Here is a 17,625-nt window from a genome sequence, read left to right on the forward strand (position 1 = left end):
GAGCTACACCATCGACTTGTCCGGTTGTGCCGCACTGATTTCCAGACCGATCTGATCGGCCAGGAACTCGGCATCACGCGCGACGGCCGCGAACCGACCCGATCCCCACGTGTGCTGCCACGGGAGCCCGAGGAAGTAGAGGCCACGCACCGCGCTGACGCCACGATTGTGCGTGGGATGCCCCTTGCCGTCGAACGCACCGACCTCGAGCCAGCGGTAGTCGGTACGGAAGCCGACGGACCAGACGACGGCAGTGATATCCGCGTCGGCCAGATCGAGTTCGGTGGTCTCGACCTCCGGACGCCATACCGGCGTGTATCGCTCTTCGGTGGGCGCGGAGATGCCCTCACGCGCGATGTACGCGTCGATGTTGTCCTTGATGCTCTCGGCCACGGCGTCGGCCGCGTCGAGCGACGCCTCCAGCGTCGGCGCGAACTGCAGGACACCGTCGTCGACGCCGAGAAGCCTGCCGTACAGCTGCATGCCCTCGGTCGCGAACGCACGCAGGTCGATGTCGCGACCACCGTCGCGACCCGTCACGTAGTGGTTCGTGTTCTCGCGTTTGCCGACGCCACCGGGCTGATCCTCGATGGAGACATCATAGATGCCCATGTCGTGCAGCCACGCGACACAATCACGGCCACGATAGAAGCGTGCGACGCGTGGCGCGGTACCGGCAACGAGGTGCACGCGGCGACCGTCGAGATGCAGGTCCTCGGCGATCTGGGCGCCGGACTGTCCGGTGCCGACGACGAGTACGTCGCCGTCGGGGAACTGGTGCGAACCCCGATACTGCGACGAGTGGATCTGAAGGACGTCCTTCGGGAGCTTTTCGGCGAACCGCGGAATGGTCGGGACGTGGTATCCGCCGATGGCGACGACGATCTGGTCCGCGTGCATCGGCCCCGCGGTGGTCTCGATGTCGAAGCCACCCCCGATTCCCTGCCGCGTCGACGTGACGGTGACGTGCTCACGGACGGGGGCGTCGAAACTTCGTGCATACCGCCGGACGAAGTCGTACACCTCGTCACGCTTCATGAAACCGTCGGGATCGTCACCGTCGTACGAGAACCCGGGGAGCACGCACTGCCAGTTGGGTGTCACGAGCGTGAAGTTGTCCCAGCGGGAATCCTTCCACTCGTGTGCGATCGTATTCGCCTCCAGCACAACGTGTTCGATTCCGCGCTGTGTCAGGTGCCAGCTGATGGACAGACCGGCCTGCCCACCGCCGACGACGACCACCTCATGTGTCTCTCTCACAGCAACTCAGCTCCCGTCATACTCAGGATTTTCACGGCGCCGCCGTCCGTATATGCGGCACCGACGTCGCGAATTTCCTCCATCTGCTGCGCGGCGGACGTACAGCGCATCCCGAACTTCGCCAGCACGCGATCACCGGCCACCGTGAGCGCTTCCGACGTCCGCTCGACGAACTCGTCGACCCGGTACTCCGCGCCTGGTTCGAGGTAGTCGTGCATCACCAACGACGGTGAGTAGCAGGACTGTTCACGTCCATCCGGCCATCGGACCTGGAATCTCATCTCAGGCATGGACCGGCTCTTTCGTTATCGTCTTGTACACCGACGGACGGCGATCGCGGAGGTTGTACATACCGCCTCCGCGCGCCGCACCGAGAAGGCCCTCCACGTCGACAGTTGCCGTTGCCAATCCCGGCTCGACGCCTGTGCCCGCGAGGATTTCACCGCCCGGCCCGACGATCTTCGCGCTGCACACGAAACGAAGCGAACCGAACGTGCCTGCCTGGTTCGCGGCCACCCAGATCACCTGGTTCTCCAATGCCCGGGCGCGGTCGTAGATGTCGAAGCGCTGCTTCCAGCGATCGTCCTCCATGTTCGACGTCGTCGCAGTCCGTGCGGTCGGCCAAGCCGAGATGGAGGTGATGATCTCGGCGCCGTCGAGTGCGAGTTCCCGTGCTGCTTCGGGAAATCCCTTGTCGTAACAGATCTGCATGCCCATGCGTCCGACCGGAGTGTCGAACGCCTCGTAGGCGTCGCCCGCGTCGTAGCAGAGGTTTTCACCGAGCGGCTGGTGCACCTTGCGGTACGAACCGAGGATGCCGTCGCCGTTCAGTGTCACGGCCGCGTTGTAGCGAGTATCGCCGTCCTTCTCGCAGAACCCGAGGGTGACCACCATGTCACCGGCCATGTCGATGACGCGTTTCAACTCGGGACCGTCGAGTTCCAGTGCGGGCGGCAAGCTTCGGAGCCGACGCTGCCGCGATTCCTCAGACTCGTCCCCGCCCCCGAGACTCGGCAGATACCCACCGAGGCAGGCCTCGGGAAGTACCAGGAGTTGGCTTCCGCGGTGACGCGCTTCCTCGAGTAGCGCCGCGATGGTGCTGTAGCCCTGTTCCATGTCGCGGCCGAACTCGGCGGCGGCCACGGAAATCGTGACGGTGTTCGTGTGGATGTTCATGCTTCTCCCAATCCGGTCACAGTCGATGCGACTGCGCGAGTGGTGATTCCGTCGGGCCATCGCAGCGCGACGCCCGGAATGTCGGTGAGCTCTCCGCAGCGAGCGGAGACTGCAGGTCCCGACGACGCGAGCGACGCGTCGGGACGGTCCGCGGTGATCATCGCGAACCCTGGAAAGCACGTGATCCATTCGCCCATCGAGGCAGTGGTCGGCGTGGGGATGGAGGCGACATCCAGTACGGCTCCGGTACCGCACGCTTCGGCGAGCATGCCCGTCGTACCGGCGAGACCGGCCATCGACACGTCCTTGGCCGCCTTGGGTGCGGTGCGGGCGACGAAGGACGCCATCTCGTCGAGCTCTCCGAACGTGCGTCGCGACGTCGAATCCCATTGCTGTCCCTGATATCCGCGACGCCATCCGCCCTCGATGTCCGCGGTCAGGGTGAGGACGTCGCCGGCAGCAGCACCGCCGGCGCGGACCGGCGACGGCGTGCTGCCGAGCGCCGTGACCGACAGGGACGACGGAACCCCGACCTGGGTGTGGCCACCGAGCACCGGAACCCGCCACGCCTGCGACGCATCGGCAAGACCCCGGATGATGCGCGTGAGCCTGGACTGTGTGGGCGCTCCGACCGAGTCGAGCATGCCGACGGCTCGGGCACCCATGGCCGACAGATCGTTCAAGTTGACGAGCGCCGCACACCATCCGGCCCACTCGGGATCCCGATCGACCATCGACGGGATGATCGCGTCACATGCGGCGATGACGTCGCTTCCGGGCACCGGGACCCCGTCGTCTCCGCGAAAGCCTCTGGCGCCCAGCCCCAGTGGCTGCGCCTTCAGGGGCGCAAGTACCCCCGCGAGCATGGCCTTGGTCGCCGACACCAGTCGTTCGATCCGGTCGATCGGCCAGTTCATCGAGACGTGCGGTGCACCGTGGATGTCGAGGTCGCCGCGCCGGACCCAGCCGAGCCTGGTGAACAGCTTCTCGTGCTGTCTCTGGACCGTCGCGTCGAATCTCAGGACGCCGTGGCTCTCGGCGTGCGCACACGCCGCTCGGACCAATGCAGGTCCGACGCCGGATGCGCGGGCGTCGGACGAGACGACGAGACGACTGCCTGCCCACCATCCCAGATCCCGTGCCGTGCAGGGCGCAAGGCGGACACCACCCAGGACGATGCCGTCGGCGCTGCGGGCGATCAGGACGACGGTACGCGGGTCGTCGTCGACGTCGTCGTGATCCGAACCCGTGAACAGACCCTGCTCGGTGACGAAGATGTCGCGTCTGAGGCGTCGATACGCGTCGAGTTCGGTTGCGCCACCGCATTCGTGGATCAGGAACGGGGCCTGCGACGTCGCGACCGCGGTCCCGGCCAAGTCGGTGTACATCAGCCACCCGCATTCTGGAGAACACTGCAGGCACCGCACGCAGCACAGCCTGCCTTCTGGTCCGTACCGAGCATCGACGCGGCCTGAAGTTCCTTGGCGACGCGGCGCGTCACGTCTTCCAACACGTCACGGTTCGGTGCGACCGCACGGTCGACGTCGACGGCCAACGTTCCTGCGAGCGGCCGGAACGGAACGACGAACGGGTAGACACCCATCTCGATGAGTTCGGCTGCACCCGAAACCAATTCGTCCGGGTCCTCGCCGAGGCCCACGAGAAGGTAGGTCGACACCTGGTTTCGTCCGAACACGCGGACGGCTTCGGCCCATGCCGCCCGGTATTCGTCCATCGGGACTGTTGCTTTGCCCGGCATCCACTTTCGGCGAACGTCGTCGTCCAGCGATTCGACGTGGATCCCGATGGATTCGGCACCCGCGTCGTGCAGATCGGTGATGGTTTGCAGATCGCCGGGTGGCTCGCACTGCACCTGGATGGGCAGATCGGGAACAGCTGCCTTGATCGCTGCGACACAACGCGCAATGTGCCGCGCACCACGGTCTTTCGCCGCCGACGTGCCGGTCGTGATGACCATCTGGGTGACGCCGTCGAGTCGGACGGCGGCTTCGGCGACCTCGGCCAGCTGCGCCGGCGTCTTGACGGCAATGGTGTCCCCCGCGTCGAGTGACGCCTCGATGGAGCAGAAGCGGCACCGTTGTTCGGGGTCGTACCGGATGCAGGTCTGCATGACCGTCGTCGCGAGGACGCTGGAGCCGTGCAGTTTGGCGATCTTCTCGTAGGAAATCCCGTCGGCGGTCTCGAGATCGTAGAATTTCGGCCGGGAGACGGCCTCTATGTCCACTCCGATGTCGTTGCCGTCGAACAATATTCGGTCTCCGTCGAGAACGTACGGGCTCGACAGGTTTCGAGGGATGGCCGCGCCGAGGCCATCGATTCGGACATGCCCGTCGTCGCTGGGCCCGGCGCCGGCCGTTCTGTTGACCGGTGGCGTACCTCGAATCCCGAGGAGCGCCAGATCTACTCGCACACCGACAGACATAACAAGCTCCTAGACCATGTACGTCGAGTTGATGATTGCGCCCTTGCGTGCGTAGTGGATGAGCGCGTCCTGAACGTCGAGCGGATGCGCCGGGATGACGCCCTCGATCAGGTCTTCTTCGCGGCCACCGTGCAGTGCGAGACCGAAGCGGCAGCAGAACACCGTTCCGCCCTCGGCGATGAACGTCGCGAGCGAGTCGTTGATGTTCTGCTCACCCGGGAAGCCGGAATCGCCCGTCGTCGGGAATCCCCGTGTCGCAAGGCAATTGATCGCGCCGGGGCCGTAGAAGTACATGGCCGACTCGAAACCCTTGCGCAGAGCGCGCGTTGCCTGCAGCACGGCGACGAAGCTGACCGACGACTCGTGCGCGATGCCGTGCACCAACGTGAAGTAGCTTTCGCCGTTCTCTGCCTTGTAGTCCGGGAAGATCTTGGTGGAACCGTAGATGTTGCTGCCCTTGGGCAACGAGGGGTGCGGAATCTCTCCGAGCGACTTCTGGATGTTCTCGGCGATTGTCTTGTCGATGTCGGACACTGCGTCGGCTCCTGAGGGTCGTGTGCGTGAGGAGAAGAGGATGGCGTCGGAGGTGCTCCTCGGCCATGTGACCAGTACAGGCGACATCCATTTCCGAGTGGTCACGCCCGGAATAACGCACTGTTTCGAAGGCCTCACCGCTGGGGCGACGCGCACCCCGATACCCTGGGATGCGTCCACACCACCCGAGGCCACCGAGAGGTAACGATGATCGGCGCCGTCACCGGCTTGCTGTACGTGATGTCACTGGCCGTCGGCCTCTGGGTTCTCGTCAAGCTCGTGCTGGGCAAGCCGGTGCTCCTGAAGAACGCATCGGACCGCGCGTTGTTCTGGGCGATCTCCGCAACCGAGGCCGTCGTCCTGCTCCAGGCGATCATCGGATTCGTCATGATGTTCACCTCGGACCGCGACATTCACCGGTTGACGTTCGGCGCGTACCTGATCGGATTGCTCCTGCTGCTGCCGATCGGTACGTGGTGGTCACTGGGTGATCGTTCACGCGGCGGCACCGCAGTGCTGCTCGTCGCCGTCACCACCCTCGCAGCGATGGTGCTGCGTCTCAGCCAGATATGGGCCGGATATGCCTGATACTCCCGACCGCCTTCAGGAGGCGACCCGCACCGGCTTCGGTCGCTTCCTCATCGCCGTCTATGCGGTGTTCGCCGTCGCCGCCACCTCACGGTCGATCGTGCAGTTGACGACACGCTTCGACGTCGCCCCGCTCGCGTACATCCTGTCGGCGCTCGCGGCGGTCATCTACATCGTGGCGACGGTCGGGCTGGCACGCGCGACCGAGGCGTCGCGCCGAGTCGTGACGGTGTCCTGCATCATCGAGCTCGTCGGCGTCCTCGCCATCGGTGCGCTCAGCTACATCCAGCCTCAGGATTTCCCCGACGCGACCGTGTGGTCGCACTTCGGTCAGGGATACGTCTTCATTCCCGTGGTGCTCCCGGTCGCCGGGCTCTGGTGGATACGGCGGACCCGCCGCCTGTGAGCGCGAACGTATAGCGGGCAGGAGCGGAGCCTGCGAAGCGACCCGAGGACGCTATGTATTCGCACTCACGTGTCGAGTGCAGCGAGATTGTCCACCGACTGCTTGACATCGGTGTCGAGGGCCTTGGCGACGACCTTGCCGACGGGCCCGAACAGGACCCCGCCGCCGAAGTAGGCGTCGAGCGTCAGAATGGAGCCGCCCTCGTGGTTCTCGCGCACGTGGATGGTCATCGCGATCTTGATGCCACCCTTTCCGCGGCCGGACATCTCGATGAGTTCGGGCTCCTTGTACTCGGTGAACGTCCATTTGATGGTGTTCCGGAAGCCCTTGACCTTCACGAGCGACTCGACCTCGGTGCCCTTCTCGATCGTCGCGGGAGGCGGGCTGCACCAACCACCGTGGATCGTCATCCATTCGTCGAAGCGGTTCAGCGCGGACGCCTTGTCCCAGGCACCCTGAGGATTTTCGGGCATGTTCACGGTCACTCGGATCGTCGCCATACCCCCGAGATTGGCACTTCTCGCGCGCGGCCAAACCTGACCAGTGACTAGCCTGGGGAAATGGCGACGCTCGAGATCGCAGGCCGAAAGCTCTCGGTCACCAATCTGGACAAGGTGCTGTTCCCCGAGACCGGCACGACGAAGAGCCAGGTCATCGAGTACTACACCTCGATCGCACCCGCGATGCTCCCGCACTTGGCCGGCCGTGCCGTGACGCGGAAGCGGTGGCCGAACGGGGTGGATCAGCCGTCGTTCTTCGAAAAGAATCTCGCATCGTCGGCGCCGGACTGGCTGGAACGACGCGACATGCAGCACTCCGATCGCGTCGTCGTGTATCCGTTGTTCTCCACAGCCGCGGATCTCGCGTGGCTCGGGCAGCAGGCCGCCATCGAGGCACACGTCCCGCAGTGGCGTTTCGACGGCGATGCGCAGGGCCTGGCCACGAGGATGGTCTTCGACCTCGATCCGGGCGACGACGTCGACCTCGCCCGCTGCGCCGAGATCGCCTGCGAAATCCGCGGCCTCATGACCGACATCGGGTTCACCGCGTATCCGGTCACCAGCGGCAGCAAGGGCATTCACCTCTACGTTCCGCTCGACAAGCCACTGACGTCGTCGGGAGCATCGACCGTCGCGAAGCACGTCGCGACGATTCTCGAGGAGCGCTCACCCGACCGCGTCACGGCGACGATGGCCAAAGCGAAGCGGACCGGCCGAGTCTTCGTCGACTGGTCGCAGAACAACGGGAAGAAGACGACGGTCGCGCCGTACTCGATGCGTGCGCGATCGGAACCGACCGTCGCCGCTCCCCGGACGTGGGAGGAACTCGAATCTCCCGGCCTCACGCAGTTGCGGTACGAGGAAGTGCTCGAGCGCTATCAGGACCAGGGAGACCTACTCGCCGATCTGGACCCGCCCCTGGGCGACGTGGAGACTGCTTCTGCCGAGCCCGACAAACTCACGAAGTACCGCAGCATGCGCAGCCGCGCGAAGACGCCCGAGCCGATACCGACCGGAGGAGAACCGCGCGGGAACGACGACACGTTCGTCATCCAGGAGCACCACGCCCGACGCCTGCACTACGACTTCCGACTCGAACACGACGGCGTCCTCGTCTCCTGGGCCGTGCCGAAGAACATTCCCGACGACCCGACGCAGAACCGCCTCGCCGTACACACCGAGGACCACCCACTCGAATACGCGACGTTCGAGGGCAGCATCCCGAAGGGCGAGTACGGCGGCGGAGAGGTGACGATCTGGGACAGCGGTACGTACGAACTCGAGAAATGGCGCGACGACGAAGTCATCGTCGTCCTGTCGGGAGCCAAGGCGAAAGGCCGTTTCGCTCTCATCAAGACCAAGGGCGATCAATGGCTGATGCACCTGATGAAGGAGCAGTCTCCGTCGCCCGACGATGAACATCCGTCGAACAATGGCGTACCCGAAAGCAATCTCCCGAAGAATGTTGCGCCGATGCTCGCGACCGCGGGCGACGTCCTCGGCCTTCCCGACGGCGAATGGTCCTTCGAGGGAAAGTGGGACGGCTTTCGCGTCGTCGCACAGTTCTCGTACGGCGAGATGAAGCTGACGTCTCGGACCGGAAAGGACCTGACCGAGCGCTTCCGTGCATTTCAGGCTCTCGCAGACGATCTGAAGGACCACGAGGCCATCGTCGACGGTGAAGCAGTCGTCTTCGACGCCGACGGCATCTCCAGTTTCGAACTGCTGCAGAACAGCACCGGCAAGCACGTCGACTTCATCGCGTTCGACCTGCTGCATCTCGACGGAACGTCGTTGCTGCGCAAGAAGTATTCGGATCGGCGCAAACTTCTCGAGCTGCTGACGACGGGCCTCGATTCGGTCATCGTGCCGGAACTGTTGCCGTCGACGGCGGCCGAGGCGGCGGCCGCGAGCATCGAGCGTGGACTGGAAGGCGTCGTCGCCAAGCGGTCCGACTCGATCTACCAACCCGGCAAACGCGCGAAAACCTGGATCAAGTCCAAGAATTGGCGCACTCAGGAAGTGGTCATCGGCGGGTGGCGACGCGGCCGCGGGCGCCGGGGAGACGGTATCGGCTCGCTGCTCGTCGGTGTGCCCGACGAGGGTGGCCTGCGCTATCTCGGCCGCGTCGGAACCGGTTTCAGCGAACAGGCACTCGACCGTCTGAGCACGGAGTTGTCTCCGTTGCAGACCGATGGATCGCCGTTCGCAGAGACCCTCCCGACGGCCGACCGAAAGGATGCAGTGTGGGTGACGCCGCTTCTCGTCGGTGAGGTCCGGTTCTTCGAATGGACCGACTCGATGCATCTGAGGCATCCGAGTTGGCGCGGTATTCGTGAGGACAAGAAGCCGGAAGACGTAGTGATCGAGCACAATTCCTAGGCGCGCGCTCGAGCCCTCTCGCGGTTGCCATAAAATCTCTTGCTGCGTACCCTTTCGAACATCGTTTCCGGGGGGAGCGTAACGAGCGGGGTCACTTTTTCTATATCGCACCTGGTGCGGCGTTCTCTCGATCGGGCGCTGCAGGGGGTGCGGTCGGACTGTGTCTCCCGCACGGGAAAACGAAGCTTTGTCGGGAGGGATTTGACGCTATGCGCGCTTACAAACTGATCGGGGCAGCGGTCGTGTCCGCAGCCACGGTCATGTGTTCGACTCTGATGACCGCAGCACCTGCTACGGCGATTCCGCTGGAGCCCACGCCCATTGCCGATGTGTTCTACGCTCCGGTTCCTGGTCTGGATGCGCTGAACCCCGGTGACATCATCTCCAGCAGGCCGATGCCGCCACCTCCCGGTTTCTTCGACGTCGACGTGTGGCAGCTGCGCTTCCGGTCGACCAACTCCGCAGGCAATCCGATCGCCGCGGTCAACACGGTCATGGCTCCGAAGAACAAGGCACCGAACGGGCCTCTGCTGTCGTACCAACACATCATCAATGCACTGGGCTTGGAATGCGCTCCCTCACAGGCACTCTGGACCTCCGATCCCAACCTGATGATTCGTGAGGCTCCGGCACTCAACGTTGCCCTTCAGCGTGGATGGACCGTCGCGATCGCCGATCACCTCGGCCCCAACAGCGCGTACGGCGCAGCCAAGATGGGCGGCCAGATCGTCCTCGACAGCATCCGTGCGACGCAACGCTTCGATCCGCTTCAGGTGCAGCAGAGCCGAGTCGCGCTCGCCGGCTACTCGGGCGGCGGCATGGCGACGGCGTGGGCGGCCGCACTGCAGAACGACTACGCACCCGAGCTGAACATCGTCGGCAGCGCTGCGGGCGGTGCGCCGATGAACCTCGAACGCATGGCTCGCGATCTGGGCTTCAACCCGCATCCGGTGTTCGGCCTCGCATTCGCTGCGGCGCTCGGACTCGAGCGGGAGTACCCGACTCGGATTCCGATCAGCGAACAGCTGAACCCGCTGGGCCGGCAGATGGCCGCCGAAGTGCAGAACGCGTGCACCAACGACATCATTCGGGTCGGCGCAGGCAAGAGCGCGACGATCGTCGCCGACTCGCTCAGCCTCATCGACAGCCCCGAGATGGTCGACGCGGTCAACGAGAACAGCGTCGAGCTCTACCCGGGCGTTCCGAAGGCTCCCTACTTCGAGTGGCACAGCCCGACGGACGCACTCATCCCGGTTTCGTCCATCACCAACACCCTCGGCCGCTACTGCGCCGCAGGTGTCCCGGTCACCGAGGTTCAGGTGCCCAGTAACGATCACCTCACCGCCGCGGTGCTCGGGCTTCCACAGGCTCTCGAATGGATCGACGCCCGCTTGAACGGCGTTCCTGCGCCGAGCAACTGCTGAACTGGCAACCACACGAGCGAAGGACGCCCTCGGTCACCCCAAGTGACCGAGGGCGTCCCTCGCTTCCGGCCCTTGAAATTTCGATGACCTCGGGGATCGGTTAGGCTAACCTCGCATTTCGTACTTACGCGAGGAGTCCCACAGTGCGCACCAGTTACCTCCGCATCGCCGCAGGCGCTGCAGCAGTCGCGCTCGTCGCCGGCTGTTCGTCCGACGACAGCTCGTCGTCGACCAACTCCGACGAGTCCGGCGCTTTTCCCGTCATCATCACCCACCACTTCGGTGAGACGACCGTCGACAGCGAACCGTCGAGCATCGTCACCATCGGCTTCAACGAGCAGGACTTCGTGCTCGCACTCGGCGTGAAGCCCGTCGCGACGCGCGGCAACCTCAGCTACGACTACCGGAACCGTCCCTGGGCGCAGGAAGCTCTCGGTGGCACCGACATCCCCGAGGTCGGTTCCGAGGAACTGAACCTCGAGCAGATCGCGAACGCTGCACCCGATCTGATACTCGGTCCGTACTCGTTCATCGAGCAGGGCCAATACGACCAGCTGTCCGAGATGGCACCCACGATCGCCGACATCGGAGGCTACGACGACGTCCCCGCGGCCACGTGGCAGCAGGAGTTCGAGGTGATCGGCAAGGCACTCGGCAAGGAGCAGGAGACCGCCGACCAGACGGCCGAGCTGGAGCAGAAGTTCCAGACGACCCAGGACGAGAACCCGCAGTTCGCCGGCAAGACTCTGACGCTCGGCTTCGACATGGGCGACGGCAGCTACCTCGTGCTCGGCGAGGACGACATCCGTGCGCTGTTCTTCAAGGACCTCGGCTTCGAGATCCCCGCGGTGACGGAGACGATCAGCCCCGAGAACCTGAACAAGCTCGACACCGACGTACTCGTCATGGCCGGCGCGAGTCGTGAGCAGCTGCTCGCCAACCCGCTGTTCGCTGCGCTGAACGTCGTCTCACAGGATCGCACCGCGTACATCGGTGCGTTCAGCGAGGACCTGCCGTCGGCACTCGGATACTCGAGCCCCCTGTCGCTGAACTACGCGATCGACGGTTTCGCACCGATGCTGGCCGCCGCCGCGGACAACGACCCGGCCACCGTGGTTCCGGCACCGGCCGTCTGATCCGAGCCGGACACACTGAACTGCGTCCGATGGAGCTCCTCGTAGCGGCCTCTCGCCGCGAGGAGCTCCTCGTGCGTTCCGCGCTCGACGATCGACCCATCTTCGACGACGAGAATCATGTCGGCGGCGCGGATGGTCGACAAGCGGTGTGCGATCACCACCGACGTCTTGCCTGCAAGCGCCTCACCGAGGGCGGCCTGAACCGCGGCTTCCGACGTCGAATCCAGTGATGCCGTCGCCTCGTCGAGAATGACGACCTTCGGCCGGGAGATCAGAAGTCTCGCAATGGTCAGCCGTTGTCTTTCACCACCGGACAGCCGGTAACCGCGTTCGCCGACGACGGTCTCGAGTCCGTCGGGCAAGGATTTCACCAAGCCGTCGAGCCTCGCGCGTCGAAGCGCGTCCCACACCTCCTCCTCGGTCGCGTCGGGCCGCGACAGCACGATGTTGGCGCGGACCGTGTCGTGGAACAGGTGTCCGTCCTGGGTCACCATGCCCACTGCGTCGCGGATGGATTCGGCGGTCAGATCACGAACGTCGTTCTCTCCCAGCCTCACCGAGCCGTCGTCGACGTCGTAGAGGCGGGCCACCAACTGCGCGATGGTCGACTTGCCTGCGCCGGAGGTGCCGACGAGCGCAACCATCTGCCCCGGCTCGGCCCGAAACGACACACCGTGCAGGACTTCCTCCCCGCCGCGCGTGTCCAACGCCGCCACTTCCTCCAACGACGCGAGCGACACCTTGTCCGCCGACGGGTAGGCGAAGCGCACGTCCCTCAACTCGACCGACACCGGCGCGTCAGGCAACGCGACGGCGCCCGGCTTGTCCTGGATGAGTGGCACCAGGTCGAGCACCTCGAAGACGCGCTCGAAACTGACCAGTGCGCTCATCACCTCCACGCGTGCGCTCGCCAGTTCGGTCAACGGCGAGTACAGCCGGGTGAGCAGAAGAGAGAGCGACACAACCGATCCCGGATCGAGCTGTCCGCGCAGAGCGTAGAAGCCACCTAGCCCGTAGACGACCGCGAGAGCCAGGGCCGACACCAGCGTCAGCGCGGTGACGAACACCGTCTGCACCATCGCGCTGCGCACGCCGATGTCGCGGACTCTGGATGCCCGCACTGCGAATTCACGGGACTCGAAGTCGGGCTGCCCGAAGAGTTTGACCAATGTCGCGCCCGGAGCCGAGAACCGCTCGGTCATCTGCGTGCTCATCGCCGAGTCGTGTGCCGCTGCCTCCCGCTGCAACCGCGCGAGTCGACGACCCATCCGACTCGCCGGGATCACGAAGACCGGCAACAGCAGCATCGCGAGAAAGGTTACCTGCCAGGAGATTCCGATCATCACGACCAACGTCAGGGCGAGCGTCACAAGATTGCTGACGACGCCCGACAACGTGTCGCTGAATGCACGCTGCGCACCGATGACGTCGTTGTTCAGTCGACTGACGAGTGCGCCCGTACGGGTGCGAGTGAAGAACGCGATCGGCATACGCTGCACGTGGTCGAACACGGCGGTGCGCAGGTCCAGGATCAGGCCTTCGCCGATGTTCGCCGACAGCCACCGATTCAACAGACCGAACGCGGCGTCGACGACGGCGATGGCAGCGATCAACAGCGAGAGCCGGAGAACGATGTCGAACGAAGCACCGTCGACGATCGCGTTGACCACCCGCCCTGCCAGCACGGGTGTCGCGACGGCGAGAACCGCGAGGACGACGCTGAGCAGCACGAAGCCGACCAGTTTGGTTTTGTGCGGTCGGGCGAATGCGAGGATTCTGCGGGCGGTGTCGGCATTGAAACGAGCTGTACCGGACGACGCGTGCATCGTCCGGTACAGCTGGTTCCAGGCGGTGACTTCCATGCTCATGCCTGAAACCGTAGAACCTCGACTTAGGTGGAGGTCAAGGGTCCATGCTCGACCGGTTCACGCAGTCCTGACCTCGCCCACGACAACGGTCCCGTCGAGTTCGTCCGAATGGGCGATGCGTGCGTCGAACCCCGCACCGCGCATGATCTGCACGGTCCCCTTCGCCTGACCGACGCTGGTCTCGATCAGGAGATGACCGCGGTCGGTGAGCCACTGCCGGGCGTCGTCGGCGATGCGGCGGTGCCAGTCCAGTCCGTCCAATCCGCCGTCGAGCGCGACGCGGGGTTCGTGATCACGCGCTTCGGCCGGCATCGAGGCGATGGCGTCGGTGGGGACGTAGGGCGCATTGGCGACGATGACATCGACGTAGCCTCGAAGGTGTTGCGGCAGAGCAGAATACAGATCGCTCTGGTAGACGTGGCCCGCACCGATGTTGCGGCGAGCGCACCGGACGGCGACGGGGTCGATGTCGGTGGCGTGGAGGTCGAGGTGCCCGAGCTCGTGTTCGAGCGCCGCCCCGACTGCCCCGGATCCGCAACACATGTCGACGACGGTCGTCGGCCGGAGCGCGAGTGCCTCCTCGACGAGGAGTTCCGTGCGACGTCGGGGCACGAAGACGCCGGGTTCGACGACGATACGGAGTCCACGAAATTCTGCCCACCCGAGGATCTGCTCCAAGGGGGTGCCCTCCACGCGTCGGGACACCATCTCGAGGAGCCGATCACCGGTGAACGCCTGGAGGAGAAGTGCGGCCTCGTCCTCGGCGTACACGCATCCGGCGGCGCGGAGCGTGCGGGTGATGGCCTGGTGGGAGTCGATGCTCGACTGTATCCCAGTGCTCACGCCGGTAGGAATATCCGGCCACTGACCGTACCGCGCACGGTGCCCCAGGCAACGATTGCCCATGCCGTGACGAGCAGTGCATAGAGGCCCACGGCGACGATGTTCAGTGCACCGAACGTGGCCCCCAGTGCGGTCGCGCCTGTGACGCAGGTGCCGACCGGGAACGTGAAGCTCCACCAGGTCATGGAAAACCGGAGGCCGCTGCGGGCAGCTGTCACGGTCAGACAGGTTGCAACGGCGAACATGACGATGCCGAACGCGCCTGCCGCGACTCCGTAGAGGACGCCGACGTCGTGGAGCCAGTCGCTGCCCGCATCGGCGGCCAAGAGATTGGCCGCGGTGACCGACTGGCCGACGAGGCCCAGCGTGATCCAGATCGTCGGAATCGCCTGCACAGGTGGCGTTCTCCGATGCACGAGCTCACCGCAGACCGTGACCATGATCCGCGCACCAAGGGTCAGGCTGAGCGCGAACAGGGCGTAGCACAGGGCGAGGAATGCAGTCCTGACCGTGCCGCTCGGGATGTGTTGCGCCAGAATCGCTCCCCCGGTCGCCGACACCATCGGAGGCACGACGGGCATCAGCAACGCGGGCAGACGGTGCCCCCGCGCGCGAACCGGAATCCACAGCACGGTCGCGATTCCTGCGAGAGTTCCTATGGTCCAGAGCGTTCCGGCGATCCAGAGAGCCGCAGTGATGCCGAGTAGATCCTTGCCGAGAAGGATTGTTCCGCTGCCGACGGTCAACAGCGCCATCGGGATTGCGCCGTAGAACAGGCCGATGACCGGATGCGCGACGTAACCGCGAGCGTTGTCGACATGCAGGATCCAGTGCGCGGTGAAGGCAATTGTCAGCGCGACGAGGGCGGTTGCCGCGACTCCCCAGACCACGGTGGCGAAAGAATGCAGAATCGGAGAGTGCAGGGGAAGCGTGGCCGCGGCGTTCGCGACGATGCCGGTTCCCATGATGGACGCGAACCAGTTCGGGGTGAGGTGTTCCAGCACGCGGCCAGGACGGTCGAGGTCGCGGAACAATCCCAGGGGCGCGTCGGCGAGAACAGCTGCGGTCATGGTTCCACCGTCGTCGGCGAGGGGCATTCCCGGTAGAGGTCATGCTGTTGTGTAGCCACAACCGTTTCTTGTGGCCGGCCCTCCACGTGCGCGCGAATGTATAGCCCGCTATACATTCGCACGCACGACCGATACTCGACCTCGCGATGGTAACCGGTTGGGGCGCGGCAAGATTCGAAGAATTGGAATGCGCGGTCTTGGTTGTGTTCGAACATGCGTTCGAGTATCATGGTGGGCATGGACATGCCGGGGGGCTTCGAACAGATCAGACGCGACGCCGACGCGTCCGCAGCCGACATGCTCACCACCCTCACCGACCTGCGCCGCCAGGAGAACATAGCCGCTGCCGCGACCGTGCACCGAGTGCACGACCTCCTCGACCTACGGATCTCCACCGAAGCCGCGATCTACGACTACGGCCTCGAACACGACACTCCCACCGGACCACAGCAATACGGCGTCGCCGAACCCGACATCTACAAAGCCCGCCTCGCCGCCGAAACCGAAGCGTCCGTAGCACTCTCACTCTCCCGCCAGATCACCCGCGACATGATCACCACCGGCGAAGAACTCGCCCAGCGACTGCCCGCCATAGACGCCGCCTTCACCGCCGGAGATCTCGACTACCCCCGCGTCCGCACCATCGCCCTCACCCTCTCCCGCGCCGGCGACGACACCGTCGCCGCCCTCGAATCCGACATCCTCGCCGCCGCCCACCGCTGCACCCCACGCTCACTCCGCGACAACATCTGGCGACACTGGTTCGACCACAATCCCGACGAAGCCACCGCCGCACGCGCCCGCGCCGACGCCGACGAACGCTCGGTCAACATCCGCCGCAACACCGATGGCACCGCATCACTGTTCGCCAAGATCACCACCGTCGAAGCCGCCGAAATCGACGCCATCCTCGACCAATTCGCCGCCACCGTCTGCGACCGCGATCCCCGCACCAAACGGCAACTCCGCGCCGACGCCCTGGTCGCGCTCATGCACCAAGAAGACGCCCTCGCCTGCACCTGCCGCACCGACGAATGCCCCGCAGCAGCCACCGCCGACCGCACCCCAGCCCGGCCGAAACCACTCATCCAGGTCATCGTCGACCTCGAAACCCTGCTACGCCTCACCGACACCCCCGCCACCCTCTCCGACGGCACCGTCCTCGACGCCGACACCGCACGCCTACTCGCCACCGACGCACACTGGCAAGCCTTCCTCACCGAGGCTCTCGAACTCGCACGCGCCCACCACAACTCCACCAGCGACAGCGACAGCGACAGCGACAGCGACAGCGATGAAACAGCAACGGCTGCAGCACAACCGGAGCGCACCGGGCAGGCATCCGAGGTGCACGAGCCCGAAAAGGAAGAGCCTGTCGACGACGACAGAACACCGGACGACGACGCAGCCGAGAACCGCGACATAGTAGAGAACACCACCGGCGATATCGACAGGCCGAACGACGACGACCCGAACACCGACGGTCCCGCAGACAGTGGTCATTCCGAGGACAACGGCGGGCCCGATGGCACCGACGGTCCCACAGACAGCGGTGGGCCCGAAGCCGGTGGACGGCCCGAAAACATTAGCGGACAGTGCGATTCAGACGAACCGGGCAACCCGCCACCACCCGCACCGCGCGGCACGAGCCCACTCGTTCCCCGCGCCCGCCGCATCCTCACCCGCGGACGCACACGTCCCGCACCGCCCTTACCGCCGGCCCACCCGACGCCCGGACCCGGACCCGGACTCGGACCCGGACCCGGACCCCGACAAGGCTCCCGGCGTCCCCGCACGCCCATTCTCGCCGGGCGCGACACCGCCCTGACCGCCACGATCGACGCCTTGAATCACCCCAGGTTTGATGCCGCTTCCTTCTGAGTCAGGAAGGATGAGCACATGCCTAAGAAGATCGATCCGGAGGTCCGTGCGCGGGCGTTGCGGTTGTTGGAGACCCACGGCGGGGAGTACCCGTCGATGACTGCTGCGGCCGAG

16 protein-coding genes are annotated in these 17,625 nt (G+C 65.2%); 6 read left to right on the forward strand and 10 right to left on the reverse strand.

All coding sequences use genetic code 11. The features are described 5' to 3' along the window. Nucleotides 1-3: 3 nt before the first annotated feature. The 6 genes from A3K89_RS14855 to A3K89_RS14880 are packed head-to-tail and all read right to left on the reverse strand — an operon-like array spanning nucleotide 4 to nucleotide 5,413. On the reverse strand, nucleotides 4-1,260 hold the full coding sequence (locus tag A3K89_RS14855) for an MSMEG_0569 family flavin-dependent oxidoreductase (RefSeq protein ID WP_068427306.1): 1,257 nt from the start codon (nucleotides 1,258-1,260) through the stop codon (nucleotides 4-6). Next, nucleotides 1,257-1,550 carry an MSMEG_0570 family nitrogen starvation response protein gene (locus A3K89_RS14860; protein WP_068427308.1) on the reverse strand — a complete coding sequence of 98 codons (294 nt, stop codon included), beginning with the start codon at nucleotides 1,548-1,550 and terminating at the stop codon, nucleotides 1,257-1,259. Before A3K89_RS14860 ends, A3K89_RS14855 begins: the two co-directional genes overlap by 4 nt. Beyond that, nucleotides 1,543-2,436 (reverse strand): carbon-nitrogen hydrolase family protein, encoded by an 894-nt coding sequence (locus A3K89_RS14865; protein ID WP_068427310.1) that lies wholly within the window; start codon nucleotides 2,434-2,436, stop codon nucleotides 1,543-1,545. Before A3K89_RS14865 ends, A3K89_RS14860 begins: the two co-directional genes overlap by 8 nt. Then, nucleotides 2,433-3,824: an MSMEG_0567/sll0787 family protein gene (locus tag A3K89_RS14870; protein WP_068427311.1), complete on the reverse strand. Its 1,392-nt coding sequence runs from the start codon at nucleotides 3,822-3,824 to the stop codon at nucleotides 2,433-2,435. The genes A3K89_RS14865 and A3K89_RS14870 overlap by 4 nt, the downstream gene beginning before the upstream one ends. Next, entirely contained in the window at nucleotides 3,824-4,879 is a 1,056-nt protein-coding gene (locus A3K89_RS14875) for an MSMEG_0568 family radical SAM protein (RefSeq protein ID WP_068427312.1), read from the reverse strand. Before A3K89_RS14875 ends, A3K89_RS14870 begins: the two co-directional genes overlap by 1 nt. Nucleotides 4,880-4,888: 9 nt before the next feature. Continuing rightward, nucleotides 4,889-5,413, reverse strand: a complete 525-nt coding sequence (locus A3K89_RS14880; protein ID WP_068427316.1) for an MSMEG_0572/Sll0783 family nitrogen starvation response protein — start codon at nucleotides 5,411-5,413, stop codon at nucleotides 4,889-4,891. 207 nt (nucleotides 5,414-5,620) lie between these two features. Here A3K89_RS14880 and A3K89_RS14890 point away from each other — a divergent pair, with 207 nt between their 5' ends. Continuing rightward, nucleotides 5,621-6,001 (forward strand): hypothetical protein, encoded by a 381-nt coding sequence (locus A3K89_RS14890; RefSeq protein WP_068427321.1) that lies wholly within the window; start codon nucleotides 5,621-5,623, stop codon nucleotides 5,999-6,001. After that, nucleotides 5,994-6,407 (forward strand): hypothetical protein, encoded by a 414-nt coding sequence (locus tag A3K89_RS14895; RefSeq protein WP_068427323.1) that lies wholly within the window; start codon nucleotides 5,994-5,996, stop codon nucleotides 6,405-6,407. The genes A3K89_RS14890 and A3K89_RS14895 overlap by 8 nt, the downstream gene beginning before the upstream one ends. 65 nt (nucleotides 6,408-6,472) lie before the next feature. Here A3K89_RS14895 and A3K89_RS14900 read toward each other — a convergent pair whose 3' ends face one another. Then, nucleotides 6,473-6,907 carry a type II toxin-antitoxin system Rv0910 family toxin gene (locus tag A3K89_RS14900; RefSeq protein ID WP_068427324.1) on the reverse strand — a complete coding sequence of 145 codons (435 nt, stop codon included), beginning with the start codon at nucleotides 6,905-6,907 and terminating at the stop codon, nucleotides 6,473-6,475. A gap of 60 nt (nucleotides 6,908-6,967) precedes the next feature. On the opposite strand from A3K89_RS14900, the gene A3K89_RS14905 reads away from it, so the two are divergent. The 3 genes from A3K89_RS14905 to A3K89_RS14915 all read left to right on the forward strand — a co-directional run bounded on the left by A3K89_RS14905 (nucleotide 6,968) and on the right by A3K89_RS14915 (nucleotide 11,849). Then, entirely contained in the window at nucleotides 6,968-9,289 is a 2,322-nt protein-coding gene (locus A3K89_RS14905; RefSeq protein ID WP_068427326.1) for an ATP-dependent DNA ligase, read from the forward strand. A 209-nt stretch (nucleotides 9,290-9,498) separates the two neighbouring features. Beyond that, nucleotides 9,499-10,713, forward strand: coding sequence for a lipase family protein (locus A3K89_RS14910; RefSeq protein ID WP_068427328.1), 1,215 nt, complete (start codon nucleotides 9,499-9,501; stop codon nucleotides 10,711-10,713). Between the two features lie 143 nt (nucleotides 10,714-10,856). After that, nucleotides 10,857-11,849: an ABC transporter substrate-binding protein gene (locus tag A3K89_RS14915; protein ID WP_068427330.1), complete on the forward strand. Its 993-nt coding sequence runs from the start codon at nucleotides 10,857-10,859 to the stop codon at nucleotides 11,847-11,849. On the opposite strand, the gene A3K89_RS14920 is transcribed toward A3K89_RS14915, so the two are convergent. The 3 genes from A3K89_RS14920 to A3K89_RS14930 are packed head-to-tail and all read right to left on the reverse strand — an operon-like array spanning nucleotide 11,765 to nucleotide 15,630. Beyond that, nucleotides 11,765-13,717: an ABC transporter ATP-binding protein gene (locus A3K89_RS14920; protein WP_068427331.1), complete on the reverse strand. Its 1,953-nt coding sequence runs from the start codon at nucleotides 13,715-13,717 to the stop codon at nucleotides 11,765-11,767. The two genes, A3K89_RS14915 and A3K89_RS14920, sit on opposite strands and share 85 nt — an antisense overlap. Nucleotides 13,718-13,774: 57 nt before the next feature. Continuing rightward, a complete protein-coding gene (locus tag A3K89_RS14925; protein ID WP_254303541.1) occupies nucleotides 13,775-14,560 on the reverse strand; it encodes a putative protein N(5)-glutamine methyltransferase in 786 nt (261 codons plus the stop codon). Next, a complete protein-coding gene (locus A3K89_RS14930) occupies nucleotides 14,557-15,630 on the reverse strand; it encodes a TDT family transporter (protein WP_068427362.1) in 1,074 nt (357 codons plus the stop codon). Before A3K89_RS14930 ends, A3K89_RS14925 begins: the two co-directional genes overlap by 4 nt. Nucleotides 15,631-15,867: 237 nt before the next feature. Here A3K89_RS14930 and A3K89_RS14935 point away from each other — a divergent pair, with 237 nt between their 5' ends. Next, a complete protein-coding gene (locus tag A3K89_RS14935) occupies nucleotides 15,868-17,511 on the forward strand; it encodes a DUF222 domain-containing protein (RefSeq protein WP_068427332.1) in 1,644 nt (547 codons plus the stop codon). The last annotated feature ends 114 nt before the right edge of the window (nucleotides 17,512-17,625 follow it).

Source organism: Rhodococcoides kyotonense (assembly GCF_001645385.1).
Taxonomy (GTDB): Bacteria; Actinomycetota; Actinomycetes; order Mycobacteriales; family Mycobacteriaceae; genus Rhodococcoides; species Rhodococcoides kyotonensis_B.

Bases quoted from the DNA above. Each gene is read 5' to 3' on its own strand.
- A3K89_RS14860 (WP_068427308.1), bottom strand. From the start codon at position 1,550: ATGCCTGAGATGAGATTCCAGGTCCGATGGCCGGATGGACGTGAACAG.
- A3K89_RS14920 (WP_068427331.1), bottom strand. From the start codon at position 13,717: ATGAGCATGGAAGTCACCGCCTGGAACCAGCTGTACCGGACGATGCAC.
- A3K89_RS14865 (WP_068427310.1), bottom strand. From the start codon at position 2,436: ATGAACATCCACACGAACACCGTCACGATTTCCGTGGCCGCCGCCGAG.
- A3K89_RS14875 (WP_068427312.1), bottom strand. From the start codon at position 4,879: ATGTCTGTCGGTGTGCGAGTAGATCTGGCGCTCCTCGGGATTCGAGGT.
- A3K89_RS14905 (WP_068427326.1), top strand. From the start codon at position 6,968: ATGGCGACGCTCGAGATCGCAGGCCGAAAGCTCTCGGTCACCAATCTG.
- A3K89_RS14935 (WP_068427332.1), top strand. From the start codon at position 15,868: ATGGACATGCCGGGGGGCTTCGAACAGATCAGACGCGACGCCGACGCG.
- A3K89_RS14890 (WP_068427321.1), top strand. From the start codon at position 5,621: ATGATCGGCGCCGTCACCGGCTTGCTGTACGTGATGTCACTGGCCGTC.
- A3K89_RS14910 (WP_068427328.1), top strand. From the start codon at position 9,499: ATGCGCGCTTACAAACTGATCGGGGCAGCGGTCGTGTCCGCAGCCACG.
- A3K89_RS14870 (WP_068427311.1), bottom strand. From the start codon at position 3,824: ATGTACACCGACTTGGCCGGGACCGCGGTCGCGACGTCGCAGGCCCCG.
- A3K89_RS14930 (WP_068427362.1), bottom strand. From the start codon at position 15,630: ATGACCGCAGCTGTTCTCGCCGACGCGCCCCTGGGATTGTTCCGCGAC.
- A3K89_RS14895 (WP_068427323.1), top strand. From the start codon at position 5,994: ATGCCTGATACTCCCGACCGCCTTCAGGAGGCGACCCGCACCGGCTTC.
- A3K89_RS14900 (WP_068427324.1), bottom strand. From the start codon at position 6,907: ATGGCGACGATCCGAGTGACCGTGAACATGCCCGAAAATCCTCAGGGT.